This window comes from Epilithonimonas caeni DSM 17710, assembly GCF_000426465.1.
In the GTDB taxonomy this organism is placed as follows: Bacteria; Bacteroidota; Bacteroidia; order Flavobacteriales; family Weeksellaceae; genus Epilithonimonas; species Epilithonimonas caeni.
Genome location: NZ_AUFK01000002.1, coordinates 1 through 23,753 on the forward strand (window position 1 = coordinate 1; position 23,753 = coordinate 23,753).

General features: G+C 34.6%; 30 protein-coding genes and 1 tRNA gene. 28 read left to right on the plus strand and 3 right to left on the minus strand.

The window, feature by feature from the left end; translation table 11 throughout:
* Nucleotides 1–1,840: glycoside hydrolase family 19 protein (locus K319_RS21700; protein WP_213083425.1), on the plus strand; the 1,840-nt coding region annotated here is incomplete at its 5' end.
* Nucleotides 1,841–2,076: 236 nt separating this feature from the next.
* Here K319_RS21700 and K319_RS0100445 read toward each other — a convergent pair.
* From K319_RS0100445 to K319_RS0100465, 3 genes are all read right to left on the minus strand, one after another.
* Nucleotides 2,077–2,325 (minus strand): hypothetical protein, encoded by a 249-nt coding sequence (locus K319_RS0100445; protein WP_027381837.1) that lies wholly within the window; start codon nt 2,323–2,325, stop codon nt 2,077–2,079.
* Nucleotides 2,326–2,512: 187 nt separating this feature from the next.
* The gene (locus K319_RS0100455) at nt 2,513–2,743 is read right to left on the minus strand and encodes a hypothetical protein (RefSeq protein ID WP_027381838.1); all 231 of its coding nucleotides are present in this window, start codon (nt 2,741–2,743) and stop codon (nt 2,513–2,515) included.
* A 486-nt stretch (nt 2,744–3,229) separates the two neighbouring features.
* The gene (locus tag K319_RS0100465; RefSeq protein WP_027381840.1) at nt 3,230–3,763 is read right to left on the minus strand and encodes a helix-turn-helix domain-containing protein; all 534 of its coding nucleotides are present in this window, start codon (nt 3,761–3,763) and stop codon (nt 3,230–3,232) included.
* A 236-nt stretch (nt 3,764–3,999) separates the two neighbouring features.
* Between K319_RS0100465 and K319_RS0100470 the strand changes: the two genes are divergently transcribed.
* From K319_RS0100470 to K319_RS19525, 27 genes are all read left to right on the plus strand, one after another.
* Entirely contained in the window at nt 4,000–4,269 is a 270-nt protein-coding gene (locus K319_RS0100470; protein ID WP_156907015.1) for a hypothetical protein, read from the plus strand.
* A 2-nt stretch (nt 4,270–4,271) separates the two neighbouring features.
* Nucleotides 4,272–4,520 (plus strand): hypothetical protein, encoded by a 249-nt coding sequence (locus tag K319_RS0100475; protein WP_027381842.1) that lies wholly within the window; start codon nt 4,272–4,274, stop codon nt 4,518–4,520.
* The gene (locus K319_RS21415; protein WP_156907016.1) at nt 4,517–4,687 is read left to right on the plus strand and encodes a hypothetical protein; all 171 of its coding nucleotides are present in this window, start codon (nt 4,517–4,519) and stop codon (nt 4,685–4,687) included. Before K319_RS0100475 ends, K319_RS21415 begins: the two co-directional genes overlap by 4 nt.
* On the plus strand, nt 4,674–4,931 hold the full coding sequence (locus tag K319_RS0100485) for a hypothetical protein (protein ID WP_027381843.1): 258 nt from the start codon (nt 4,674–4,676) through the stop codon (nt 4,929–4,931). The genes K319_RS21415 and K319_RS0100485 overlap by 14 nt, the downstream gene beginning before the upstream one ends.
* 11 nt (nt 4,932–4,942) lie before the next feature.
* On the plus strand, nt 4,943–6,955 hold the full coding sequence (locus tag K319_RS0100490) for an AAA family ATPase (protein ID WP_034671141.1): 2,013 nt from the start codon (nt 4,943–4,945) through the stop codon (nt 6,953–6,955).
* The gene (locus K319_RS0100495; protein WP_027381845.1) at nt 6,955–7,512 is read left to right on the plus strand and encodes an exonuclease domain-containing protein; all 558 of its coding nucleotides are present in this window, start codon (nt 6,955–6,957) and stop codon (nt 7,510–7,512) included. Before K319_RS0100490 ends, K319_RS0100495 begins: the two co-directional genes overlap by 1 nt.
* 11 nt (nt 7,513–7,523) lie before the next feature.
* A complete protein-coding gene (locus K319_RS19505) occupies nt 7,524–8,582 on the plus strand; it encodes a recombinase RecT (RefSeq protein WP_051230318.1) in 1,059 nt (352 codons plus the stop codon).
* A complete protein-coding gene (locus K319_RS0100505; protein ID WP_027381846.1) occupies nt 8,582–8,839 on the plus strand; it encodes a hypothetical protein in 258 nt (85 codons plus the stop codon). The genes K319_RS19505 and K319_RS0100505 overlap by 1 nt, the downstream gene beginning before the upstream one ends.
* Nucleotides 8,836–9,576 (plus strand): MBL fold metallo-hydrolase, encoded by a 741-nt coding sequence (locus K319_RS0100510; protein ID WP_027381847.1) that lies wholly within the window; start codon nt 8,836–8,838, stop codon nt 9,574–9,576. Before K319_RS0100505 ends, K319_RS0100510 begins: the two co-directional genes overlap by 4 nt.
* A 1-nt stretch (nt 9,577) precedes the next feature.
* The gene (locus K319_RS0100515) at nt 9,578–9,856 is read left to right on the plus strand and encodes a hypothetical protein (RefSeq protein ID WP_027381848.1); all 279 of its coding nucleotides are present in this window, start codon (nt 9,578–9,580) and stop codon (nt 9,854–9,856) included.
* A 5-nt stretch (nt 9,857–9,861) separates the two neighbouring features.
* Nucleotides 9,862–10,506: a hypothetical protein gene (locus K319_RS0100520; protein WP_027381849.1), complete on the plus strand. Its 645-nt coding sequence runs from the start codon at nt 9,862–9,864 to the stop codon at nt 10,504–10,506.
* Nucleotides 10,493–11,749 carry a DNA cytosine methyltransferase gene (locus tag K319_RS0100525; RefSeq protein ID WP_235696065.1) on the plus strand — a complete coding sequence of 419 codons (1,257 nt, stop codon included), beginning with the start codon at nt 10,493–10,495 and terminating at the stop codon, nt 11,747–11,749. Before K319_RS0100520 ends, K319_RS0100525 begins: the two co-directional genes overlap by 14 nt.
* A complete protein-coding gene (locus K319_RS0100530) occupies nt 11,746–14,271 on the plus strand; it encodes a DNA methyltransferase (RefSeq protein WP_027381851.1) in 2,526 nt (841 codons plus the stop codon). The genes K319_RS0100525 and K319_RS0100530 overlap by 4 nt, the downstream gene beginning before the upstream one ends.
* 4 nt (nt 14,272–14,275) lie before the next feature.
* The gene (locus tag K319_RS0100535; protein ID WP_027381852.1) at nt 14,276–14,590 is read left to right on the plus strand and encodes a hypothetical protein; all 315 of its coding nucleotides are present in this window, start codon (nt 14,276–14,278) and stop codon (nt 14,588–14,590) included.
* 113 nt (nt 14,591–14,703) lie between these two features.
* Complete coding sequence (locus tag K319_RS19510; RefSeq protein WP_051230320.1) at nt 14,704–16,533, plus strand: DEAD/DEAH box helicase; 1,830 nt, start codon at nt 14,704–14,706, stop codon at nt 16,531–16,533.
* A 6-nt stretch (nt 16,534–16,539) separates the two neighbouring features.
* Nucleotides 16,540–17,031, plus strand: coding sequence for a hypothetical protein (locus K319_RS0100550; protein ID WP_027381853.1), 492 nt, complete (start codon nt 16,540–16,542; stop codon nt 17,029–17,031).
* 9 nt (nt 17,032–17,040) lie between these two features.
* Nucleotides 17,041–17,190 (plus strand): hypothetical protein, encoded by a 150-nt coding sequence (locus K319_RS21625; RefSeq protein ID WP_169712638.1) that lies wholly within the window; start codon nt 17,041–17,043, stop codon nt 17,188–17,190.
* Between the two features lie 2 nt (nt 17,191–17,192).
* Nucleotides 17,193–17,681 carry a hypothetical protein gene (locus tag K319_RS0100560; protein WP_156907017.1) on the plus strand — a complete coding sequence of 163 codons (489 nt, stop codon included), beginning with the start codon at nt 17,193–17,195 and terminating at the stop codon, nt 17,679–17,681.
* Nucleotides 17,678–18,481, plus strand: coding sequence for an ASCH domain-containing protein (locus K319_RS20830; RefSeq protein WP_051230322.1), 804 nt, complete (start codon nt 17,678–17,680; stop codon nt 18,479–18,481). The genes K319_RS0100560 and K319_RS20830 overlap by 4 nt, the downstream gene beginning before the upstream one ends.
* Nucleotides 18,482–18,525: 44 nt before the next feature.
* Nucleotides 18,526–19,143, plus strand: coding sequence for a hypothetical protein (locus tag K319_RS0100570; protein ID WP_156907018.1), 618 nt, complete (start codon nt 18,526–18,528; stop codon nt 19,141–19,143).
* 228 nt (nt 19,144–19,371) lie between these two features.
* The gene (locus tag K319_RS0100580) at nt 19,372–20,139 is read left to right on the plus strand and encodes a hypothetical protein (RefSeq protein ID WP_027381857.1); all 768 of its coding nucleotides are present in this window, start codon (nt 19,372–19,374) and stop codon (nt 20,137–20,139) included.
* Complete coding sequence (locus K319_RS0100585) at nt 20,105–21,040, plus strand: hypothetical protein (protein WP_027381858.1); 936 nt, start codon at nt 20,105–20,107, stop codon at nt 21,038–21,040. Before K319_RS0100580 ends, K319_RS0100585 begins: the two co-directional genes overlap by 35 nt.
* On the plus strand, nt 21,037–21,408 hold the full coding sequence (locus K319_RS0100590) for a hypothetical protein (RefSeq protein ID WP_027381859.1): 372 nt from the start codon (nt 21,037–21,039) through the stop codon (nt 21,406–21,408). The genes K319_RS0100585 and K319_RS0100590 overlap by 4 nt, the downstream gene beginning before the upstream one ends.
* A 179-nt stretch (nt 21,409–21,587) precedes the next feature.
* Nucleotides 21,588–22,004, plus strand: a complete 417-nt coding sequence (locus tag K319_RS21705) for a hypothetical protein (protein WP_185092680.1) — start codon at nt 21,588–21,590, stop codon at nt 22,002–22,004.
* 50 nt (nt 22,005–22,054) lie between these two features.
* Nucleotides 22,055–22,522 (plus strand): hypothetical protein, encoded by a 468-nt coding sequence (locus K319_RS0100605; RefSeq protein WP_034671145.1) that lies wholly within the window; start codon nt 22,055–22,057, stop codon nt 22,520–22,522.
* 227 nt (nt 22,523–22,749) lie between these two features.
* Nucleotides 22,750–22,825, plus strand: a tRNA-OTHER gene (locus tag K319_RS21420).
* Nucleotides 22,826–23,219: 394 nt separating this feature from the next.
* Nucleotides 23,220–23,537 (plus strand): hypothetical protein, encoded by a 318-nt coding sequence (locus K319_RS19525; protein ID WP_034671148.1) that lies wholly within the window; start codon nt 23,220–23,222, stop codon nt 23,535–23,537.
* Nucleotides 23,538–23,753: the final 216 nt, after the last annotated feature.

The following is a 23,753-nucleotide window of genomic DNA, read 5'->3' on the forward strand; positions in this document are numbered from 1 at the left end:
GGAAAAGAAATTTGTGGCTAACTTGGTTGTAACCCCAAGAACAGCAAAAGAACCCGTTATCGGAAGGGTTATATTACTGAACAGAGGAAATTCCGATGTCAATAAGGCAAAGTTCAACGAATCGTTATCAGCAGAAGCAAGAACGTCTAATCTATTTGGAAAAGAGATAACCTTTTATCTTTGGGAAGAAGGGGCTTCAGAATCTGACAAATACAAAAAGCCTAAGAGAGCCTTTGTTGATAAAAACGGAATAGCCAAAGTAACATTTAGTTTGTCTGAATATGCTACACCAAAAACCCTTATGAGCTTTTTTACAGGAAATTCAAACTCCACAAAGAAGTTTTTTGTATCAGCAGTTTATGAGAATAAAATGGCTACCAACAAAACACCTGTAGTAGCAAGTGACGGAACAACACAACCTGCAAGTCCTCCCGCAAATAGTAATAGTAATAGTAATAGTAATAGTAATAGTAATAGTAATAGTAATAGTAATAGTAATAGTAATAGTAATAGTAATAGTAATAGTAATAGTAATAGTAATAGTAATAGTAATAGTAATAGTAATAGTAATAGTAATAGTAATAGTAATAGTAATAGTAATAGTAATAGTAATAGTAATAGTAATAGTGGTGGTTCTAACATAATAGGCAGATTAGCTGAAATAGTTGCTGAAGGAATTGAAAGTATTACAAGCACCAATCAAGAAAACACGAGGACTGCAACGAGTGTAGGGCAAAGACAACCTGCACAATCTAATACTGAAAATAAATGCCCGAATTGTGAGAAAGATATAACTTTGGAACAAATTAAAGCAATATGTGTAAGTAAGAAAGATAATAAGGGAAAAGAAAAATGTTTGGTTGAAGATGATACTATGATAAAAAAAGCACTTCCTTTTTTGAATCAGTTTAGAAAAAAAGTAGGAATAAACACATGCATTACTAAAGCTCATTTTTTAGCTCAAATATCACACGAGAGTAAATTTTTTGAGTTACAAGAACGGTTTAAATATACTAGTGCTACTCGAATGAATGGAATATTTGATTCTTATTTTAAACAATTTGGAAAAAATAGGATGCAGGAAGCAGAACGTTTGTCTGAACTATCGTTGAAAAAAGAAAATTGGCCAGAAGTTGCTAATGCAATTTACGGCAAAACTCACCCTCTGGGAAAAAAGCATACAAATCCAGATGATGGTTGGAGGTATAGTGGAAAAGGTTTTAAGCAGATAACATGGAAGGATAATTATGTAAATTTACAGTCATATACAAATACGCTTTTTGGTAAAAATTATAAATGGATTGGTGGAGATAACCCTTACAAATTAAAGAATGCCCCTGAAGATGCAATCACTTCAGCTCTTGGTTTTTGGGGCAAACATAATATTAATAGCGTAGCCATAGAAATCAGTAACGCAGCTGTTAAAAATGTGACCATATTGATTAATCCTGCTTTAGATGGTCTTTCTGAAAGAGAACGATTTTTTAAGAAAGCTGTAGAAATTTTAAAGGTAAAAGAATGTAAACCCAAAGGAGAAGTAAGAGTATCTAATGAAAAAGGAACTGTTGTTTTGGTATCTGGTGCAGATAAAGTTTTGAAAAATGACCCTGCAAAAGCGGGTTTGCAATGGGTGATGTACAAAACATTTGTTTATAGAGATATGAGTTTAGATACATTCAAAAAATTGAAAGGAAGTAACAAGTTGCCTGAAGCAGATTATGTTACATATTTAAGTAGGGAGAATGAAATATTTTATAGTTTTACAAAACAAAATGAGGGTGTAATTCTGTCCAACATTCGGGGAGACTTACAAAAGTGTTACGAATTGTTACCGAAATGATAAAAATTGATAAATTATTTTTTCAAAAAAATTCAAATAGCTGTATTTAAGTGAAATAAATAAAAAAACGCCCTTAATAGGGCGTTTCTTGTGGTCCCACCTGGGCTCGAACCAGGGACCACCTGATTATGAGTGAATTGTTTATTCAAGAATCTGCCTGTTTATGCGCTTTTTCAGACGTTTTTATGATGTTATTTTTAAGATTTCCTTATTAATGTTACACGTAACGTTACTAATTATTCCCGGTACATCTTATCGGTGAATCCGAAGATATAGTTCATGTCTACCTTATAAACTTCACCTACCTTTCTGATCTGTTCCAAGGTAAAATGATAATTCCTATCCGGATTCTTTTCAGAATTTTTTATCTTATTGATGTTTGTAGGGTTCAAACCGATAGAAACCGCAAACTGTTTGTTTGGTATCTTGTGAATTTGCTTGAGATGTTCGGCCAATTTCAATATGTTTTTATCAGGACTATCCATAATCGTACATTGTACTATTTATATCTATATTTGTAATAAAATATTAAATTATGATTGTAAAATTTGATTTGTCAAAGACTAAAAGTATTATTGACAAAAAATTAAAACAGATTCGAAAGATTAAAGATTCAGGAAAATCATTATCCGGAAAAAAATTAAAGATGATCGATAGATCGATAATGAACTCTTATCCGAAAAACTCATTGTGAATTTCATCTAATTTCTCATAAAAATATGCTTTGACAACTTCAGGTTTTTCATCTGTTTCCACTTTAAAATCCTCTAAATAGACTACAAAATTTTTGTAGTCAGTTAATTTTCTACTGAGTTCACTCAGATCACTACCATATGAGTTTTTTAGAAATTGATTTTGAGCTGACTCTAAAAATCTATCAATTTTTGATTTATAATCATCCATATTGCATTATTTAATAGTACATTGTACTATATTGATTGTTGGTTTAATTTTTTTTAACATTCATTTATTATGCGACAAGTTTTGTCGTTATGATTAACAATCTTTACAGAGTTATAAATGAAGAATGTTTACATATGTTAACTTATATTTAAACAATTATTTGATAAAGTGTTAAATTTTTATTTATTTTATGTTCATATATGATTAATGTTGAATTATTATTAAATTTGACACCCTTAAAAATTTTAGCGATGAAAAAAAAATCCGAATATATTGAGTCAATCGAAAAATTATCATCAATCAATGATGTGCTTTTTACTTCCAATTTGATTGATTACCATGAATATGATAGTAATTGTAAGGCATTCATGATGCTTATTATAAAGTATATCCAATTCACTGACAATCAGAAGAAACTTATATCAATAGCTGGAAACGATAGGATATGCATCACAAAATTCAGATTATGCATAACAATGATTTTTGTTAATTTGAATTGACAAATGATTTTTGTATTCCAGTTATTTCCTTTTTATCATCTTTTGAAAGGGCTATGTTCAATTTAGCAGATATATTTTTCATGTATATATCCATATATAGCATCATAGCATGTTGGGTCTCAATAATTTTATCATTCTGCTCGATAATTTCACTGTTTTCATTCTTAAGGATTTCAACTTCCGATTTTAAATCAATATTTTGATTTATTAAATATGTCAACTTATCTTCTATAGATAGTTTAGAAAAATCTTTTTTTGGAAGGTTTAATTCCAGAAGTCCTTTGGTTTCACCAGGACTTCCCGTTAATATTTTTCCAATATCAAAACCATACAGTTCCGATAATTGTTTTGCTACTTCTTTCCCAACTTTTTTTTTGCCATTCATTAACGCAGAAACATAGGATTGAGGTTTATTCAAATCTTTAACTATTTCAGCTTGTTTTTTATTGAGTTTTTTAAACTCAATAAATAAATATTCATTTATATCACCGTTTTGGTAATTTATATCACCGTTCCCCATTGTTTAATTTTTATATCTATCCAATTAATTAGCTCAATTATTAATTTTAAATCGATATAATTTAAAATTTTCTTATTGAAAATCAATCAATTACCTTTAATATAACTATTTTAGTTATTTATTTGAGTTATATATCTAAAATAGTTATATATTTGTACTACTAAGTAATACAAAGGTAAATAAAAAAGGAATTAGGAATTACGGAAATCCGTAAAAACATAAAACTGAAAATGATTATGGAAATACAGACAGGAAAATTCATCGATCAAAATCTATCAGAATATCTAAGAAAATATACTTCCAAAAATGATATGCTTGATATCTGCACGGACAATGTAAGTGTTTACACGCTTAGAGAAGTAATGATGAGAAATAGAAAAGTGACAGAAGAAAATAAACCTGTATTTCTTCTGCTAGTAGTGAGAGCCAAGGAAAATGCTGATAAGGAAATAGTATCGGCTACAGCTTGCAAAAAGGACCTTCTTGAACTATTAGACACAATATAGCCATGGCAAAAAGAAATCTACTTCCGGAACAAAAGGCAAAGGCCATTCTTTCAAAAGTACAAACTATGAAGGCCTATGCAAAGAACATGAAGTCATATGCTATCAATCTAGAACATTATGCTGCCAGTCTTGAGGCGCAAATAGGTGATTATCTGGGCGGTGTTGGAGCCGCTCAAGATGATCAGGAAGCAGCTATCAGAAAACAAAATTTAATTCAAAAATTTCATAAAAATTTAATCGTAAAGCAATGAGAAAAACTATCAAAATCGCAAAAAAAATCCTTTGGGTAATCATGTGGCCTTTCTTGAGAGTTGACGTTATCCCTTTCAACGAAAATGGAAGAAAAGTAGAATTCTGCACTCTTTTCATATTGTGCATTCCAACGATCTCTAAAATCTATTTTCATGACAGAACTTGAAAGATTGAAGATCAAGAAACCGGAATTGTTTGAAGAGATCAGCACAATGACACCGGACGAGTTGAGAGAACAATATGCAAATGAAGTTTTGGAGCAAGAAGAATTGGAAAAGGATTTCGGCTATTTATCAGCTCGTATCTCAGATTACATCAAACGGAAATATCCCAAAGATGAAGATAACATATCGGTGATCATTACAACTGAAAAATCGATAGTGACAAAAACTAAAGAAACATATTTATAAAACCTACAGCAATGAGTATTGTAACATTAAAAAAACTTTCCCTTATTAACTTCAAGGGTATCAGAAATCTGACAATTGATTTCGATTCGAACACTAACATCTATGGTGATAACGGAACCGGAAAAACAACGGTTTTCGACTCTTTCGTTTGGCTTCTTTTCGGAAAGGACTCAACCGATAGAAAAGACTTTGAGATCAAAACGCTTGATTCAAACAACATGGCAATTCCAAAGATTGAACATGAAGTATCTGCAGAACTTGAAGTAAATGGGGAATTAGTAATTCTCAAAAGAGTTTTCAAAGAAAAGTGGGTAAAGACCAAAGGTGCTTTGGAAGCTGAATTTTCCGGAAATGAAACACTTTATTATTGGAATGACGTTCCTTTATCAATGAAGGAATTTGGAAACAAAGTGAGCGAGATTCTTGATGAAAAAGTATTCAAGCTTATTACTTCACCTTCTGCATTCAATATGCTTAAATGGCAGGAACGTAGAGATGTTCTAGTAAAGATTGCAGGTGACGTTTCTGATGCGGATCTGGCAGCTGGAAACTCCGACTATTTGGCCTTGCTTTCCCAATTGACAAATAAATCTCTTGACGAATATAAGAAGCAGATCGCAGCAACGATCAAAAAGGCAAAGGATGATATTAAAATGATCCCTACCCGTATCGATGAGGTTGAAAGAAGCAAACCTGAAGCTGTGGATGAAGAAATGGTAAACTCAGTGATTTATGCAAAGGAAAAAGAGATTGCAAGCATCGATAACCAACTTCAAGATAAAGCTGCGGCTTATGATGAGGTTATCAAAAAAAGAAATGAGAACCAGGATAAGATCTATGACCTGAAATCAAAGCAGAACGGTATCAGATTCACGATTTCTGAGCAAGTAAAATCCGAATCAAAATCCGAAACCTCCAAGGCTGATTCTATCAGATCAGAAATACACAAAAAAGACTCAGAAGAATTGGTCCCGGCTCAACAAAAAGTTGATAGACTGAAATCTGAAAGAAATGAAGTTGTATCGATGATCGAAAGATTTGAAAAGATAGTTACTTCAAAGCGTGAAGAATGGAATACTGAAAACTCCAAAACCTTCACTTTTTCAGAAGAAAACGCAGTTTGTCCTACTTGTGGTCATGCTATGGATGCATCCGAAATTGAAGAAAAGAGAAATTCACTTCAGGAAAACTTCAATACAAATAAAGCGAACAGACTTTCCGAAATATCGGCTGAAGGGAAAGGCTATGCAGAAAAGGTTTCTTCTTACAGATCTCAATTATCTGATTTAGATTCAAGAATTGATACTGGTGAACAATATATAAAAGGTATCACGGCTGAAATTACAAAACTCAGATCTGATCTATTACTAGAGAATGACAGTAATAAACCTGCCGTATCAAATGATGTTATCATTTCCCAAAGAATCGAAGCTAATGAGGAATATCAGCAGTTATCTAAAGAGATTGCGAATCTTGAATCTTTGAAATTCGAAATCAATGATAGTGATGATAATACCTCACAATTGAAAATCGCCAAAGGAACATTACAAAATCATATCACTGATTTAAAATCATCCCTTCAGGCAAACGTTCAAATCGCCAACGCTGATAAAAGGATTGCAGAACTTCAAGACGAAGAATCCAAGTTGGCTCAACAGATCGCTGATATTGAGAAAACACAATTCACTATTGAAAGCTTCATCAAGTTGAAAGTAGATACTATCGAATCTATGATCAACAAGAAATTTTCTTTTGTGAAATTCAAGCTTTTCGAAACTCAAATAAATGGTGGTCAGGTTGAATGTTGTGAAGCTTTGATCAATGGAGTGCCGTTCTCCGATGCCAATACAGCAAGTAAAATCAATGCAGGTATAGACATTATTAATACGCTTTGTGAGTTCTACCAGGTTTCGGCTCCGATTTTCATCGATAACCGTGAAAGTGTTGTTAAGCTAATTGATAGTAATTCTCAAATAATCAACCTCATCGTATCTCCAGAAGATAAAAAACTAAGAGTATCATAATGGAAAAAATTTTAATAATAGATATCGAAACTACAGACTTCTTGCAATACGGCGGTAAAATAGTAGAAGTCGGAATTGTAGAACTTGACCTTTCAAATGGTAGTAAAAAAATCATATTCGATGAAGTATGTCAAGAACCAGATATGACAAGAATATCGATTGAGAAAGCTTGGATTTTTGGAAACTCTAATCTTACAGTTGATGAAGTTCTAAATTCTAAACAATTACAAGAACTAAAACCTACAATTCAAAATATCCTTAATGATTATAAGCATGGTGCAACTGCTTTTAATAATGCATTCGACTTTGGATTTTTAGAGCATAGAGGCTTTGTTTTTCCGAACAAACTAGCCTGTCCAATGAAACTTTCAACAAATATTTGTCAAATTCCTTCACACCGTGGATTCAAATGGCCAAAGGTAGAAGAGGCTCACAAATTCTTTTTCGGTGATGTTGGATATATAGAGGCTCACCGAGGGGCTGATGATGCTTTCCATGAAGCCGATATAGTCTATGAACTATACAAAAGAGGAGTTTTCACATTAAATAACAATTAAAATTAATAAAAATGAGTACCGAAAATCAAAACACTCAACTTGACAAAAGTCAAAAAAATACAGACTTAACACAACAAAAAGTAGAAGTTTCGCCATCCGAAAGATTCACTCAAGCTGTATTGAAAGAATTTCCTAATCCAGGAAACGAAACTTTGGAACTAACAAATTTCCAAAGGAAGCTTATTCAGAACTACTTTATAAAATTAGATGGTGTATTAAAGGAAAATGAAACCAAAAGACTGTCTAAATCTGAACAATATAGAGATAGTTTAGCTTATAGTTGGAATAATGTAAACATCAACAAGTTGGCTCAAGATGTTGTTGCATACTCAATGATAGGCCTTGACCCACTTCAAAAAAATCACATCAACCCTATCCCTTACAAAAACAATAAGACCCAAAAATTTGACATCCAATTTATTGAGGGATTCAACGGATTGGAATTGAAAGCAAGAAAATACGGTTATGATGTTCCTGAAAATGTGATTTTCGAATTAAAGTATTCAACAGACAAATTCAAGTCTATTAAAAGAAACATCAATAATAAAATCGAAAGCTACGAATTTGAAATTTTGGATGATTTTAATCGTGGTGAATTGCAAGGAGGTTTCTATTATATGATGTATGAGAATAAGGAAAAAAATAGACTGGTAGTCCTTAGTAGAGAACAAATTGAAAAAAGAAAACCAGAATATGCATCTGCTGAATTTTGGGGAGGTGAAAAGGATGAATATAAAAACGGTCAGAAAACCGGAAACAAGATTGAAATAGAAGGATGGGAAGAGGAAATGTTTATGAAAACATTAAAAAGACATTGTTGGAACTCTATCAATATTGATTCTGAAAAAATAGATGAACATCTACTTAGAATTATCACTAATGAAAACGACAAAGTTCCACAAGAAGTAAAACAAGAAATTGATGCCAACGCCAACAAAGAAGAGATTGGTTTCAAAGATATCTCTGATGCTGTTGTTGTTGAAGAGGTGAAAGAAGAACCTGCACAGGAATCTCCAAAGGAAACTTTATTCGAAGAAACTACAACCACAAATGAAGGACCTGGATTCTAATGGAAATCACTCACAAAATAGAATTCGTTGAAGGAAACTTCGAAACGAAAACAGGGCAACTTGTAGCTGTTATGAATCGGAAGTATGGAGATGTTCACTTATGTGTAAAAGCAAATATGAACATTCCAATCGCTGAAGTAAAGCTTTACTCAAGGGATTTAGCTGTCGATGCAGATGCTGTGATTGATAGTGCTTATGATCTGGCCAATGAGATTGCGAGAAGATTCAATGAATTTCCTGAAGATGATAAATTATGATTCTGAAAGTAATTGGCTCAGGCTCAAAAGGAAATGCTTACCTGCTCGAAAATGAGCAGGAAGCTCTTCTAATCGAATGTGGTGTAAATATTATGGACATCAAGAAAGCTGTGAATTTCAATATTTCAAAGATTTCCGGATGTTTAATAACTCACGAACATGGAGACCACGCAAAGAGTATTTGTGAAGTTCTAGGATCTGGAATCAATACCTATGCAACGTTTGGAACATTCACAAATTCTAAGGCCGGATTATCATTGAATAGTTCACGACAAAAGGTAATTCCACAGAAAGGAGAATTTCAGGTTGGAAATTTCAAAGTGATGAGTTTTCCAACGATACATGATGTTGCAGAACCTTGCGGATTCCTGATTTATCATAAAGATTGTGGAGTGACATTATTCTTGACCGATACTGTTTATTCAAACTTCACTTTCTCCGGACTGAACAATATTATTATCGAGGCCAATTATGATGAAGAAATCATCAATGAGAAATTGGGAGATAAGAAATTCCTTAGAGATAGGATTTATAATTCTCACATGAGTCTTGATACTTGTATGGAGTTTCTGGAAGCCAATGATCTAAGTCAGGTAAACAATATTGTTTTGATTCACTTATCTGACAGCAATAGCCACGAATTAAATTTCGCTAAAAAAGTATCTGCAATCACCGGAAAAACAGTTTCCGTGGCAGATAATGGAATGACAATCAATTTTAACAAAACACCTTTTTAATATGGATAACGGACTAAAAACAATCAATCCTCAATTATTATCTGTTTCAAATAGAGATGATCAGCTAATGGAAGTATTCACTGATGAAGTGAATCCCGGACTTACTAAAAAAGAATATTTCTCAAGTCTTTTCATCCAAGGAATTCTTTCCTCTCAAACACAAATGAGAGCAAATGGTATTCAGAATGATCATTTCAGTGGTCAAGTTGAAAATATTTTTTCAGAAGCAATTGTATTTGCAGATGAACTATTAAAACAATTAGAAAAAACTCAAAAATAATTACAATGACAATCAAAATCCAAAACGCAAAAATCAGAAGTCGCCTTTTCCTTTCATACGGTTATACAGCCAAAGAAAATGAGGTTGAGAACAAAATCAAACAAGATTCTGACGCTCCAATTCACGAGGACCTTGAAAGAGCTTTCGACAACCTTATCCCACATTTCATAATCATCACAGAAGAATCAGAGGTTACTGAAAAACTGAAAAGATTGATCACAAGGCCTGACAACGAAGATTTCATTCTTCCTGAAGATATAGAGAAAAAGTATAAAGTGACAGGAATTTCGATTTCAGGTTCTGAGGACAATCAAGGTGTAACTATTTCAGGTTACAAAAACCTTAACACCGGAAAGTCAGTAAGTTTTGATACTCCAAATCAAAAGTTCGATGATGAGGATTACGAATTCTCACAAGAATTATATGATGCTGTTGAACATCTGAAAAGTGAGGTTCTTGAATATATGGACGGTAAACATGGGACCAGAATGGTAGTTGGTACGCTTGATTTCAACGATAATGAAGATGGAGCATTCCAATTACCTAGCGGTGTAACGGTTGAGGTTTCAATGTCTAAGACAGAAACTGATGATGATATTATGGACCCTGATTTCGAAGATCTATCAGATGTAATAAATGATGAGGAATGAAATTAACCTGATTGATCTGTTTTCCGGCGTTGGAGGGTTCTCATTAGGACTCAAAAATGCCGGGTTCAAGATCGGGAAACATTATTTCTCAGAGATAGATATCCATTCAATTGCAAATTATAAATACAATTTCCCAGATGCAGAATACATCGGTAATATCAAGTTTGTTCAGTCAAGAGACTTTGGAAGAAATGTCGCTGTCTGCTTTGGATCGCCTTGCCAGGATTTCTCATTGGCTGGAAAACGAAGGGGTTTGGGCGGTGAACGAAGTAGTCTTATCCAGCTCGCATTGTCCACAATTATTAGGGTCCAACCAGACTTTTTTATCTGGGAAAATGTTAAAGGAGCATACAGCTCAAACGATCGCGCAGACTTTTGGGCAATTATCAAAGCCTTTGCCGACCTTGATAATTACAGATTCGAAAAACAACTTGTTAATACAGCATGGCTATTACCCCAAAATAGAGAGCGGATATACCTTGTCGGACATCTTGCAGGACGAAGTAGGTACGGAGTATTTCCTATCGGAGAAAATGAAATCATATCTAAATCAGAGACAGAATCAGAGAAAGGACAATCACAAGCCAAACATCGTAGCACAACATTAAGATCTGGAAATATGAAGGCAACTGATACTTTTATTTCAGTACCTAAAATAGCTGGGACATTAACAGCTGGCGGAAATTCGGGCGGACTTCATTCAGATATGACTTTGATAAAATCAGGAACTCTGAGAACACATAATGATGGAAAAGGCTTTCGAGAAAACATAGGAGAAAACATTCCTACCATACCTGCAAGATCGAGAACTGATGGAAGCGGCCAACCCGTAGTAAAGGTTTTCAATATGATGCCTCGAAGCGGTGACCCGAAAAAAGGAGGAACCGGATTATTGACTAAGGAAAATGAAACCTTTTGTCTGGACACAGGTAATACAAATGCTGTTGAGGTTGAAGAAAATATCAGAAGGCTAACCGAGATAGAATGTGAACGCCTTCAAGGCTTTCCGGATGATTGGACGAAATACGGAATGTATCTATCAAAAAAAGTAAACAATTACATCTTCGGGAAAAAGAAGAAATGGAGAACCGAAAAAGCTACACACAGACTATTTGTCCATGCTATCAATAACACAAAACTTGTAAAGAAAGAGATTCCGGCAACTGCGAGATATAAGCAATGTGGAAATGCAGTAACGACCAAAATGGTAGAGACCATAGCAAAAAGAATTGAATTATTATGAACTATCAAGAATTTTTAAAAGGCAAAGTAATTATTTCGGAAGATTTCGGTTTCGAACCTGGAGAACTTTCAAGTAGATTACACCTTCATCAACCAGATATTGTAAGATGGTGCCTTAAAGGTGGGAGACGTGCTATTTTCGCTTCTTTCGGCCTTGGTAAATCAATGATGCAGCTTGAGATAGCGAAGCAATGTATTTTGAAGGAAAACAAACCTTTCCTCATTGTTTGTCCTTTGGGTGTTGTCGGAGAATTTAAAAGAGATAATGAAAAGCTACAAACCGGATTCGATATAGTTTACATCACTGATACTGATTCAATTCAAGATTTGAACAATGTTATTTTCATTACCAACTACGAACGTGTAAGAAAAGGTGATATCGACCCTTCCAAGTTTTCCGGGGTTTCTTTCGATGAAGCATCAATATTGAGAAATCTCAAAACAGAAACTACAAACTATGTTTTGAACCACTTCAAAAAGGTGCCTTACAGATTCGTTGCAACTGCAACACCTACTCCAAATGATTTCATAGAGATATTGAACTATGCTGAATATTTAGGTGTTGCCGATCGCGGACATCTGTTGACAAGATTCTTCAAAAGAGATTCTACAAAGGCCGGAAATCTCACTTTGCTAGAAAGCAAGAAAGATGAGTTCTGGAAATGGGTTGCAACATGGGCTGTATTCATAAACAAACCTTCCGACCTTGGTTATGATGATTCCAAATATGATCTGCCAAATCTTCATATCCATGAAATTGAGGTCGAAAATCTTACAGATGAGCTTATCACTGACAAATACGGAAAACCCATTCTTTTCAAGGACAATACTAAATCTCTGATCGATACTTCACGGGAAAAATCACAAACGGTTGATATCAGAGTCAATAAAGCATTTGAAATTGTTTGGGATAAAGGTACCGAAAATGACAAATGGATCCTTTGGCATCACCTGGAGGCTGAAAGGATAGCGATTGAAAAGAAATTCAAAAGTGAAAATATAGTGATCAATTCTGTTTTTGGTTCACAACCAAATGACATAAAAGAAAATCTTTTGATAGACTTTTCAGAAGGTAAATATCAGATACTTTCTACAAAACCAAAGATTGCAGGTTCAGGATGCAACTTTCAACATGCCTGTCATAAAATGATCTTCGTTGGTATAGACTTCAAATTCAATGATTTCATACAGGCTGTTCACAGAGTGTACAGATTCATGCAGGATAAGGAGGTACACATCTACATTATCTATACCCAGAACGAAAGAGAGGTTTTGAAAACACTTTTTGACAAATGGAGCAAACATAAAGAGCTGCAATCAGAAATGATCGCATTAGTTAGAGAATACGGACTTAATTCAGAATTAATCAAATCTCAAATGGAAAGACAAATATTTAAAAATGGTAGAAAACTTATAATAGGTAATGCTACACTATACAATAACGACACAACAATAATCCACGCAGATAGAAATGAGATTCCGGATGATTCCGTTGGCATGCATCTAAGTTCATGGCCTTTTGGTGACCATTACGAATACTCGGACAACTATAATGATTTTGGACACAATGACGGAAATGCTAAATTCTTTGAACAGGCTGATTTCCTTACGCCGAATCTATATAGGACTTTGAAGCCAGGTAGAATAATGGCCGTTCACGTAAAGGACCGACCTAGATATTCCCATCAAACGGATTTCTCATTCTTCACTATCGAACCGTTTTCCGATCATGTGGTAGACCATTGTAGAAAACATGGATTCGGATATGTAGGAAGAATCACGGTAACAACAGATGTTGTTAGGGAAAATAACCAGACCTATAGATTAGGTTGGGGCGAACAACGTAAAGATGCTTCTAAAATGGGTGTTGGAATTCCTGAATACATTCTACTATTCAGAAAACCACCTAGCCATAATAAAAATGCTTATGCAGATGATCCGGTGATCAAGAAGATAGATGAATATCTTTTGTCTATGTGGCAGTTGGATGCACATTCTTACTGGAGATCTTCAGGAAACAGGTTTTTAACTTCTGAGGAAGTGAAGCGTTTTGACATGGACAAAATATATCGGGCTTGGACGAAATATAACACTTCTGAGATCTATGATTATGAAAAACATCTGGAAGCATGTGAGATGTTGGAGGGAGAAGATAAGCTATCAAAGCTATTCATGACATTACCACCTCATTCAAATCAAGAATGTGTTTGGTCCGATGTCAATAGGATGGAAACATTGAACGCCAAACAAGTTTCTTATAAAAAGGAAAAACACATTTGTCCTTTACAACTTGACATTATCAGAAGATTGATCTACCGGTTCACAAATGAAGGTGATCTTGTGGATGATTGTTTCGGAGGTCTTTTCTCAACTGCTTACATGGCATTGATGTTAAAAAGATTGGCTATTTCTTGTGAGTTGAATCCTGAATATTTCAATGATGGAGTAAGCTATGTGAATGCTATTAATCACAAAGTCAATATGCCAACGTTATTCGACATTCTGGAACAAACTCAAGCTTGATGTTATGCAAAGGACACCTACATCCCAATTGGACGATCTTTCGATATTCTGTCACATTCTGGTTAGAAGGGAGAAAAAAAAAGTAATAGAAGTTGCCGAATTGCTGGGTAAGCACCACGCAACCGTAATATTCCATTTGCAAAGGTATGATGATGCTATCTCGCTTTGTGAAAAGTTCAAACAATGGCCGTCAAGTAAGGATTTCAAAGCTAAAGTAGATAATTTCAAATTGGAAGATTTTGTAAAGAACTACAAGCAGAAAGATATCTATCTGGACCCAATGACCTACGAAGATGTTGAACATTTTTTTATCCATTAAAATGAAAAACCTAATAACTAAAATCAGATCATTTTTCTCCAAAAAAAGGAAATCTGCAACCGAAACGAAATTATTTCCGGAGAACATGAAGATCTTAAATACACACTGGTAAAATGCAAGTAGTAGAATTTATAAACGAATTTCATATAAAGACAGATTTCGGACGTTGGAAAGATTTCCAGACACAAAGGGTGAAAGCTGTCTGCAAGGTCATAGAATGGTCTGTGAGTATATTCGATGGTTCCTATATCAGCAAACCTGCAAAGATCGGTAACATCGTACTGAATAAAACCCAGATGGAAGAAATCGGGATTCCCTTCCAATTCTCCAAAGACAATAAATCGATCGTATTCAGAAAATTCGAATCGGTGGCAACCTGGAACTTCAAGAACAAATGTTGGATAATCCCGATTGATTACATGGTTGAGGTTTACAATATAGGTAAACACTGTAAGGCCTCGCACATCAAGATAGGTGAACAATTGCCGGAAGAGGTCGATAAGATACCTGTACTGCCAGACCTTGATTTCGATGTTCCTTTGAAGAAAGGAGAAATGAGACCATATCAGAAACAAGGTGTTGCTAGAGGCCTTCAACTGAAGAAATATATCAATGGGGACATGCCGGGCCTGGGAAAAACTTTGCAGTCTATTGCCACGGTTTACGCCGCCGAATTGAAAGGAGAACTATCATTTCCATGTCTTGTGATCTGTCCATCTGCTTTGAAGATAAACTGGCAAAGGGAATTTGAGATGTGGACGGATAAGAAGGCAATGGTCCTTGATGATAAGGTAAAAGGTACATGGCACCGTTTCTGGGAAATGCAGGTAGCTGATGTTTTCATTGTCAACTATGAGAGCTTGAGAAAATTCTTTGTTCGAAAATATCCAACTAAAGATGAACTTAAATCAGCTGCAGATATCGAAATGGATTCCAGGATCGAAATGTTCAATTCCGTTATCATCGATGAGATCCACAAGCTGAAAAATACGGCTTCACAAAGGACAAAGATATCTCTGAGAATTACACGAGGAAAGAATTTCATCATCGGCCTTACCGGAACACCTGTTGTGAACAAACCTTTCGACCTCATCGCACAATTGGCGATAATATCAAAACTGAAAAGATTTGGCGGTCTCGATGGATTCAAGACCAGGTATTGTGAAGGTGGTTCCGGAGCTTCCAACCTGAAGGAATTGAATTATCTACTTAATAGTAATTGTTTCTTCAGACGTGAAAAGCACGAGGTATTGAAGGACCTTCCGGCAAAGATGAGACAGACCATCAATTGCGAGATAACCAACATCGATGAATACAAGAAGGTTGAAAGGGATTTCAAGAAATATCTTCAGGAATCGGATATCTCAGATGCTGAGATCAGGAAGAAACTACAATCCGAGGTTATCGTGAAGATAACAATGCTTTTACAGATCGCTGCAAAAGGAAAGCTTGAAGCAGCTCAAGAGTACATTGATGAGGTTTTGGACTCTGATCAGAAGATCGTTGTTTTCTGCAAGCATAAGGCAATTGTTGACGAGCTGTGTAAGATATATCCTCAGGCCGTAAAAGTGACCGGATCTGAAAATGTAGAACAAAAACAGAATTCTGTCGATATGTTCCAGAAGAATCCAAAAACCAATATCATCATCGGTTCGCACAAGGCCGCTGGTGTAGGTTTGACATTGACAGCGAGTTCGGAGGTTCTTTTCCTTGAATTGCCCTGGACATTCGCAGACCTCGAACAATGTGAGGACAGATGTCACAGGATGGGTCAAGCGAACTCGGTAAGATGTACATCATTGATTGCTGAAGGTACTTTGGATAACTGGCTTTATAATGATGTGATAATGACAAAAAAACAGATCGCGGATGCTGTTACGGGGGCTGATGATATAGTTCCTGTGAGTATGCTCGATTCAATTATGAACGCTTTTAAAAAATAATTAAATATGGAAAATACACGAGAAAACAAAGCGAAGTTTTTCGCTCAATATTTAGGTACACAAATCACCTACCCTGATACTGATGATAAATTAATTACATGCAAATTACATGGGGTTACATTCTCAGAAGTTGAGACAATTTATAAAAGAAAAAAGAAAGGTTGTGTTGGAGATATTTTATCATTTAAATCCAATGGAAATCATAATAGTGATGCTATAAATGCATATTTAGAACTCAAACCTCTTTCATTAATTACGAATGACGAATTGGGAGCTATTGCCAGATTTTACAACCGAACAGCAACTAATGTTTACATAGATAATGAACAATTGACTTTTGATTATTACCACGGAGATGAAACACATAGTGCTGCCATTGAATTAAATTCAGGTTATTGTTTGGATTATTTGAGAAATAATGGTTTTGCTGCGGAATGGATGGGACTGACAGTTGAAGAGCAAATCAAATTCGGCTGGGTAAAACTTAAAACTATTTAAACTATGGAAATGTTCCCACCAACAGAGCAAGAGTTGAATGATATCATCGCAGTATTGAAAGCCAGACTTGAAGATGATGCCTATCAGGAAGAATGGATTAAGATCCATGATGAACTTCTATTCAGACAAAAACAACTAAAAGAAATTCAAAACCAATAATTATGAAACTAATATCAATGACAGATTATGTCTTACAATTTGACAAACCAGTTGGATATTTTGAAAATGAATCTGATTTCCTGCATTGTCAAGTAGATTATATGGGAAAAGTAATGAATTATGCTCAATTCCTAAAACAGCCACTAACACTTGGAATGTTTGTTCCATGTGATGAAAACGGAAATGCTTTGCCGGAACCGCAAATGAGACCAGAAAAAAATTCTTTTGATGAGGAAGATATGGATTATGATGTTCAGGAACTTTACGAATATATCGAGGCTAAAAAAAGGGTATTGTTTAAAGGTGCCGAAATCTTGGAAGAAAAAGATGGAAACGAAACTAATTACTATTTGATTCTTTCAGGAATGTCGATTTTGAATAAGATTCAAGGCTACAACTGGGAAACAAGTCCAGGATTTGAAAGAGTTGAGACTCTACTGGATTTTGATAATATCGAATTAACAGAATCAGCAATCAAACAATTAGTATGAAAGCACTATCCATCAAACAACCTTGGGCATCGTTAATTGCTCACGGTATCAAAGACATCGAAAACAGAACTTGGAAAACTAATTTTAGAGGGCGTGTTTTTATTCACGCTTCTGCTAAATGGGATGAAAGGTCCAATAGTAACAATCCTGATGATATTTTTACATGGACACAACGAAAAGCTATTCCAGATAAAGTAGGAAGTAAATTTCTTGATTATGGAGTATTAGTAAAAGATGATGAAACACCTGTTTCCGCAATAATAGGAGAAGTTGACATCGTTGATTGTGTTATCAATCATCAGAGTATTTGGGCTGAAATATCACCTTTTTGTCCGGTTACTGGGTTAAAACATTTTGCCAGTATCACTAATGAAGATAGTGTATTTGTAGAAACTTATGGAGGTCCTTTTGATAGCTACACAATACCCATTCAAGATCCAGATGATCCAAAAGAATTCACAAGAACAAGATACTGTCATGACCGTGGAGAATGGCGAGGTGATGAAATGATTTCTAAGAAAACAGGAATCCCAAAAGATAGAAAACCAATATACAATTGGGTTCTTGCTAATCCCGTAATCTACGAAAAACCTATCCTAAACGTAAAAGGAAAGCTTTCTTTCTGGGAACCGGATATCATAATTGAAGAATGCATCGGATGTTCAGGAAATTTTGATTATGAAACTATGCAGCAAGATTCTGCAGGTGAAAACTATTGTTCTGATTGCGCAAAAGAAATGTTTCCACTTATGAAAGCAGAATACGATGAAATGGTACGTAAAGGTGAAATTGAAGAATAATTGATATGGGTCTTACTGAAAAATCTATCCAAAAAGCTCTTTTTATGAATTTCTTTTCACATGATTATAAATTCATAAATGTGTATTACTTCAACAATGAAAGTGATTGGTTGAGCTTTCTCCCATCCGGATATTGCTACGAAGTTGAAATCAAGATAAGCCGTTCAGATTTCAAAGCCGACTTCAAGAAGGAAAAACACAGACTTCATAATAGCAATACAGTTGGAAGAAAAACATATTTGGTCAGACAGGGTACAAAATTACTTCATGAGCCTAATTGGGAACTATGTAAGGCTTTTCCTGAATTGATCATAGCTCAAGAACATTTCAATCATTGGAGTACTAAAAAAAGAGAATTTGAATCAAGAGTAACTCTGAGAATGGAGCATTCATCAATGATAGATTTCAGGACATTCGCTAACGAAAAGCTACCAAATAAGTTCTTTTATGCAGTTCCTGAAGGTATGATCAGCAAAGATGAGGTTCCGGATTATGCAGGACTACTTTACATCGATGAAAATCTAAAAGTTACCAAAGTAAAAGATGGGAAATTCATTCACAAAGATATTCTGGATGTTAAAAAATTATTCAAGAAAACATATTACGCTTACGAATCTTTTGTAAGAAATAACTTCAATAATAAAGAAATTAAAGCTAGTTAAGATGCCACAATTGATAAAATACAAAACAGATGTCCGCCCGTATAAAAATGGAGAATATTACAATAGATGTACCCTTTATTTCAAATGGCTTTGGTTCAGATGGTCCATAATTTATGATCTCACAATGTTCGATACATTTTCAGTTTATACAAACCATTGGGATGAAATGATAAAAACAAAGGTAAAATTACCTTTTTCTCAAGTTAAGCAAAGAAAAATATTTTAGTTATGGCACAGTTAGGATATACCTGGTACCCTCAGGATTGGTGGACCTCAGAAACGTTTAAAAGGCTTAAAAGATTCCCGATGGTTCGTTATACTATCCGTGAACTTTTCGACCTCATGTACAAAGAAGGTGCGCCCGTGAAAATGAATCGTGAATACCTCGAAGATGATTTCAATATCATACTTACAGATCAGGATTACGAAAAGCTTTTGGAATTTATTACAATTACTGAAGATGGTCTTTGGTGGATTGACTCTATCCGAAAGAGATTGACAAAAGCAGAATCATCTCGCGAAAATGGTAAAAATGGAGGCCGTCCAAAAGGAGTAAAAAACAGTCAAAAAATTGAAGAAAAAAAAACCCAAAAACCCAGCGAAAAAACCCAAGCAAATAACCTAAAAAACCCACCTTTAGAAATAGAAATAGAAAGAGAAAAGAAAGAGAAATTAAATAGAAAAGAAATAGAAGTTGAAAGTGGAAAAAAATTTCCACCAGAAACAACTAGAAATATTCTTTTTTCAAAACCAATTTCGATAAATCAATGGTCGATGAAAAACAAGGTCGATGAAAATCGGATCAAAGAATGCATCATCGAATTTTCAGAGTTCAAAGAACGGACGGGTGAAAATCAAAAATGGCAAAATGAGGCCGACCTGATCAAAAATTTTGAATTCTGGTTAAACTCAAATGCAAAAGAAAAAAAACCGGAAAATTTCACATCAAAAACATTCTCCAATGAGCCAAAAGAAATATTCAGAAATCGAAAATAATACACCGCCCCGAAAAACGGCAATTCTCGAAATGCTTTTGAAGGTCGATAAAGATCATCCGTTAGTGAAAAAATACAACGAGCAAAATGATGAATATCTCAAAAACCTAAACAATCAGATTTCTGCACTTGAGAAAAAAAATAGCGAAAAAATTATTTTGCCGGAATTGAAACCGATCGATGTTGAAAGTTTTTACAGTCGTTTCCTGGAAGCTTTCGAATTTTTCAACGGAAAAAAGTTTGATGAAAATGTGAATGATGGGGAATGTAGAAAATTAGCAAGAACACTTTGCGCATACCTCATCGGTAAAAAAGATTTTTTAAGATCACCACTTCTCAATCGTGACGTTTCAGAACCTAGTTTGAACAAAGGAATTTTAATGATCGGAGGAAAGGGAATTGGAAAAACCACTATCATGAAAACCTTCAAAGAGATGTTTTTGTATGCTTCTAATCCGAATTACAAACCGTTGACGGTCCAGGATATCGAAGGTACCCATCAGATTTTAAACCGATATATCCAGCGTGATAAAATGTCATTTGGTTTCCATACCGCAAATGAGGTTGTCGATGCTTATGAAGCTATAGAAGATTCGAAAGAGCAAGAAAACTTCAACATAAAGTACAGCCAAGGTTTTAGGTACTTTGATGATATTATGACCGAAGAAGTGGCAAGTAGATACGGCAAAAGAGATATTTTCAGAACTATTTTTGAAAAGAGATATTCCAACCACGCTAAAACTATGGTGAGCATAAACTACCATGATGAACAGGAAGGCAAACAAAAGAACCTTGAAAAAACATTGACAGCTTTCGGCAATAGATACGGTGACAGGGTATTTGACAGAAGTTTTGAAATGTACAACATCATAGAACTCAAAGGAGACAGTCTAAGAAAATGAGAATAGAAGATTTACCCGAAAACTTCACGCCTGAAGAGTTTATGAAACTGGACAAGATGGAACTTGATAATTTGCCCTACGATGTTCTGAAATGGGAATGTTGTTTCAAAAATTGTAATCGTGGAACAACTATCAGGGATTATGGAATCGGTCCTTTTTACTTCCTGAATCGGAATAGTAAAGCGGCCGAGAAGCATCCGGAGCGATATTGGAATAACTTAAATCACATTGTTTGGTTCTGTGGCAAACATTATCCGTACTTCAAACGTCTTGGATGGCAACAGATAGAACACCGATACTTTGAGCGTAAAGAATTATCAATCAATCCCATAAAAAAAGTCAATCAAGGAAATGAAAAATTAGGCTGAATTTATGGAATCCCGTAAACAAATCAATAATCAAAATTTTAATTTTAAATCATGAAAGCAATCAAAGAATTTATAAACGAATGTCTTTTATTCAAAAGTAAAGACAAACAAATAAGAATAATCGGAATTCTTTTCTGGATATTGATAATAGCACTCATAGCTAATAACATTTATCCAATATGAACTGGAACAAAGAACTTCTAAAAAAGCTTGAAAAGGAAGGAAAAATAAAGTCCGTTACCATTCCTCCAGATGCAAAGAACAAAATAAAGATCCCTAAAGAAATCGGGAAATATAAGCTGCACATCATCGCAGTTCTCGAAAGGTCCGAACTTCCATTTGTCTCCGAACTGAAATTCGATGAGGTTCGTGATTTTCGTTTCGACTGGGCTATTCCCGAACTAAATCTCGCAATTGAGTATGAAGGTATCTTCTCCGATAAGTCTGGTCATACCACATTATCCGGTTACAAGAAAGATTGTGAAAAGTACAATCTTGCTACTCTGAGAGGTTGGAGAATGCTCCGATATACCGCCGCCAACTACCTTGATATCGAAGAAGATATAAAGAATTTAAAAAATTTTCAATTTAAATAGTACATTGTACGGTTTTTTAATTATATTTGTGACGTTATATGTCTTTTTTCATGAGTAGAACACCTAGGACGACAGCGGTTGAGAAGCAAAAGAGATTAGCTGAAATTAAGAAATGGCTGATTGATGAGGTTCCGAGTTCTACCATTTCAGAAAGGATTGAAAAGAAATATGGATTATCAAAAAGGCAGGGAGATCGATATGTTGCAGAAGCTTCAAAATACTGGTTGAATCAAGTTGATGAAGATTTTACTGTCAAATTGAATAAACGGATAGATAGTCTAAAGAATGATATTCAGAATCTAAGTGCAAAAGAAAAAAAGTCAGCAAAGGGAATCAGGACCATTCTAGCCATCAAAAAGGAAATATCAAGATTGGAAGGTCTTTATCCTGTTAAAAAGGTTCAACATTCTGGTGACAAAGATAATCCGGTTGTGGTAAATTCCACATCATTCAAAAGTGAGCAGGACGAAGAAGATTTCAAAGAGTTCGTAACAAAAAAATATAATTTCAAAACATAAATCAAAGCACGATCGACAGGTTAGTAATATCGAAACATTCAAGAACTATTTTAAATTAATTTTTTCAAACTGTCAGCGTAGGTGTTATCGTGCTTTTTAAAATATACATCCAGTAAGGTTTGCGCCCGGAGTATCCTTTGGAGAAAGATGGGGTGTCCTGTGATAGGTTCTTTTGAGTAAGATTAAATGCCTTGGATTTTCAGCCTAATGAGAAAGCAAACCAAATCGGGGAAGTAGGCGAATGATAGAGCCCCCTCTTAGTTGAGCGGTAATAAGTTGCAGGTTCAAGTCCTGCCTTCTCCACAAACATTTTTTTGAGAAAGGACCATGCAACGGAAAAAAGGTTGATCACCTTGTAAGTTGCAAATTATAGAGGTTGTATGGTCCGCAGTTAATTCTGTTAGCATTTAAGAAATCAAAACAAAATGCAGGGGGGGACGTAGCTCAGGGGTAGAGCGGTTGAGGAAGATAAAGCGAGTAGGTGCAGAATAAGGTACAATAAAAGCAGGAAAGCATAATTTCAATACACAGGTCATGGGTTCGATTCCCATCTCTCCACAAAATCCGGAAGGTTGACTCTTGAAAAAGGGAAAAGAAGATTCTCATGTTTAATTTGAGGTTTTATGGTTATTAGTTTTTGCCCGGCTGAAATATTTCGGTCGGGTTTTTAAATTATCAGAATATAAAAATAGAAACAATGCAAGACATTAAAAACAAAAAATTTGAAATTGATAATTATTTTGATTTCACGATTATGGATGAATACGCCAACAGATGGGATGGAGATTCCGAACCAATTGAAGTATCAATTGGAATAAGTTCAAATGATGAATCTTGTAGCATAGCAGAAGTTAAGGTTAAAGACTTTGATGACTTAACAAAATGGCAAGTTACTCAAGTTGCTGATAATGCTACAGAAATAGAAGTGCGTGAATTCTTGAAAGAGAAACATGCAGAATTAAAAGATTTGCTATACGAAAAACTGAATAACCCTGATAGTAACGGCCAGTGTTAAATTTTAAACCTAAAAATAATCGATGATGATAGTATACAAAGTTTGCAAAAAAGGTGAGTGTAATAATGTTCCTTTTGAAATAGATATAAAAGGAAAAACAAAAAAATTTTGTTGTAAAAAAGGTTTTGAAAAATCAATTTCCGAATTTACAAAATCAATTAAACAATGACAAACAAAGAACTTAAAGCCGATAAAAAACAAACGTTGTTAGGATGC

Coding starts and splice junctions, on each gene's coding strand:
- K319_RS0100445 (WP_027381837.1), bottom strand. CDS start 2,325: ATGGATAGTCCTGATAAAAACATATTGAAATTGGCCGAACATCTCAAG.
- K319_RS0100455 (WP_027381838.1), bottom strand. CDS start 2,743: ATGGATGATTATAAATCAAAAATTGATAGATTTTTAGAGTCAGCTCAA.
- K319_RS0100465 (WP_027381840.1), bottom strand. CDS start 3,763: ATGGGGAACGGTGATATAAATTACCAAAACGGTGATATAAATGAATAT.
- K319_RS0100470 (WP_156907015.1), top strand. CDS start 4,000: ATGGAAATACAGACAGGAAAATTCATCGATCAAAATCTATCAGAATAT.
- K319_RS0100475 (WP_027381842.1), top strand. CDS start 4,272: ATGGCAAAAAGAAATCTACTTCCGGAACAAAAGGCAAAGGCCATTCTT.
- K319_RS21415 (WP_156907016.1), top strand. CDS start 4,517: ATGAGAAAAACTATCAAAATCGCAAAAAAAATCCTTTGGGTAATCATG.
- K319_RS0100485 (WP_027381843.1), top strand. CDS start 4,674: ATGACAGAACTTGAAAGATTGAAGATCAAGAAACCGGAATTGTTTGAA.
- K319_RS0100490 (WP_034671141.1), top strand. CDS start 4,943: ATGAGTATTGTAACATTAAAAAAACTTTCCCTTATTAACTTCAAGGGT.
- K319_RS0100495 (WP_027381845.1), top strand. CDS start 6,955: ATGGAAAAAATTTTAATAATAGATATCGAAACTACAGACTTCTTGCAA.
- K319_RS19505 (WP_051230318.1), top strand. CDS start 7,524: ATGAGTACCGAAAATCAAAACACTCAACTTGACAAAAGTCAAAAAAAT.
- K319_RS0100505 (WP_027381846.1), top strand. CDS start 8,582: ATGGAAATCACTCACAAAATAGAATTCGTTGAAGGAAACTTCGAAACG.
- K319_RS0100510 (WP_027381847.1), top strand. CDS start 8,836: ATGATTCTGAAAGTAATTGGCTCAGGCTCAAAAGGAAATGCTTACCTG.
- K319_RS0100515 (WP_027381848.1), top strand. CDS start 9,578: ATGGATAACGGACTAAAAACAATCAATCCTCAATTATTATCTGTTTCA.
- K319_RS0100520 (WP_027381849.1), top strand. CDS start 9,862: ATGACAATCAAAATCCAAAACGCAAAAATCAGAAGTCGCCTTTTCCTT.
- K319_RS0100525 (WP_235696065.1), top strand. CDS start 10,493: ATGATGAGGAATGAAATTAACCTGATTGATCTGTTTTCCGGCGTTGGA.
- K319_RS0100530 (WP_027381851.1), top strand. CDS start 11,746: ATGAACTATCAAGAATTTTTAAAAGGCAAAGTAATTATTTCGGAAGAT.
- K319_RS0100535 (WP_027381852.1), top strand. CDS start 14,276: ATGCAAAGGACACCTACATCCCAATTGGACGATCTTTCGATATTCTGT.
- K319_RS19510 (WP_051230320.1), top strand. CDS start 14,704: ATGCAAGTAGTAGAATTTATAAACGAATTTCATATAAAGACAGATTTC.
- K319_RS0100550 (WP_027381853.1), top strand. CDS start 16,540: ATGGAAAATACACGAGAAAACAAAGCGAAGTTTTTCGCTCAATATTTA.
- K319_RS21625 (WP_169712638.1), top strand. CDS start 17,041: ATGTTCCCACCAACAGAGCAAGAGTTGAATGATATCATCGCAGTATTG.
- K319_RS0100560 (WP_156907017.1), top strand. CDS start 17,193: ATGAAACTAATATCAATGACAGATTATGTCTTACAATTTGACAAACCA.
- K319_RS20830 (WP_051230322.1), top strand. CDS start 17,678: ATGAAAGCACTATCCATCAAACAACCTTGGGCATCGTTAATTGCTCAC.
- K319_RS0100570 (WP_156907018.1), top strand. CDS start 18,526: ATGAATTTCTTTTCACATGATTATAAATTCATAAATGTGTATTACTTC.
- K319_RS0100580 (WP_027381857.1), top strand. CDS start 19,372: ATGGCACAGTTAGGATATACCTGGTACCCTCAGGATTGGTGGACCTCA.
- K319_RS0100585 (WP_027381858.1), top strand. CDS start 20,105: ATGAGCCAAAAGAAATATTCAGAAATCGAAAATAATACACCGCCCCGA.
- K319_RS0100590 (WP_027381859.1), top strand. CDS start 21,037: ATGAGAATAGAAGATTTACCCGAAAACTTCACGCCTGAAGAGTTTATG.
- K319_RS21705 (WP_185092680.1), top strand. CDS start 21,588: ATGAACTGGAACAAAGAACTTCTAAAAAAGCTTGAAAAGGAAGGAAAA.
- K319_RS0100605 (WP_034671145.1), top strand. CDS start 22,055: ATGAGTAGAACACCTAGGACGACAGCGGTTGAGAAGCAAAAGAGATTA.
- K319_RS19525 (WP_034671148.1), top strand. CDS start 23,220: ATGCAAGACATTAAAAACAAAAAATTTGAAATTGATAATTATTTTGAT.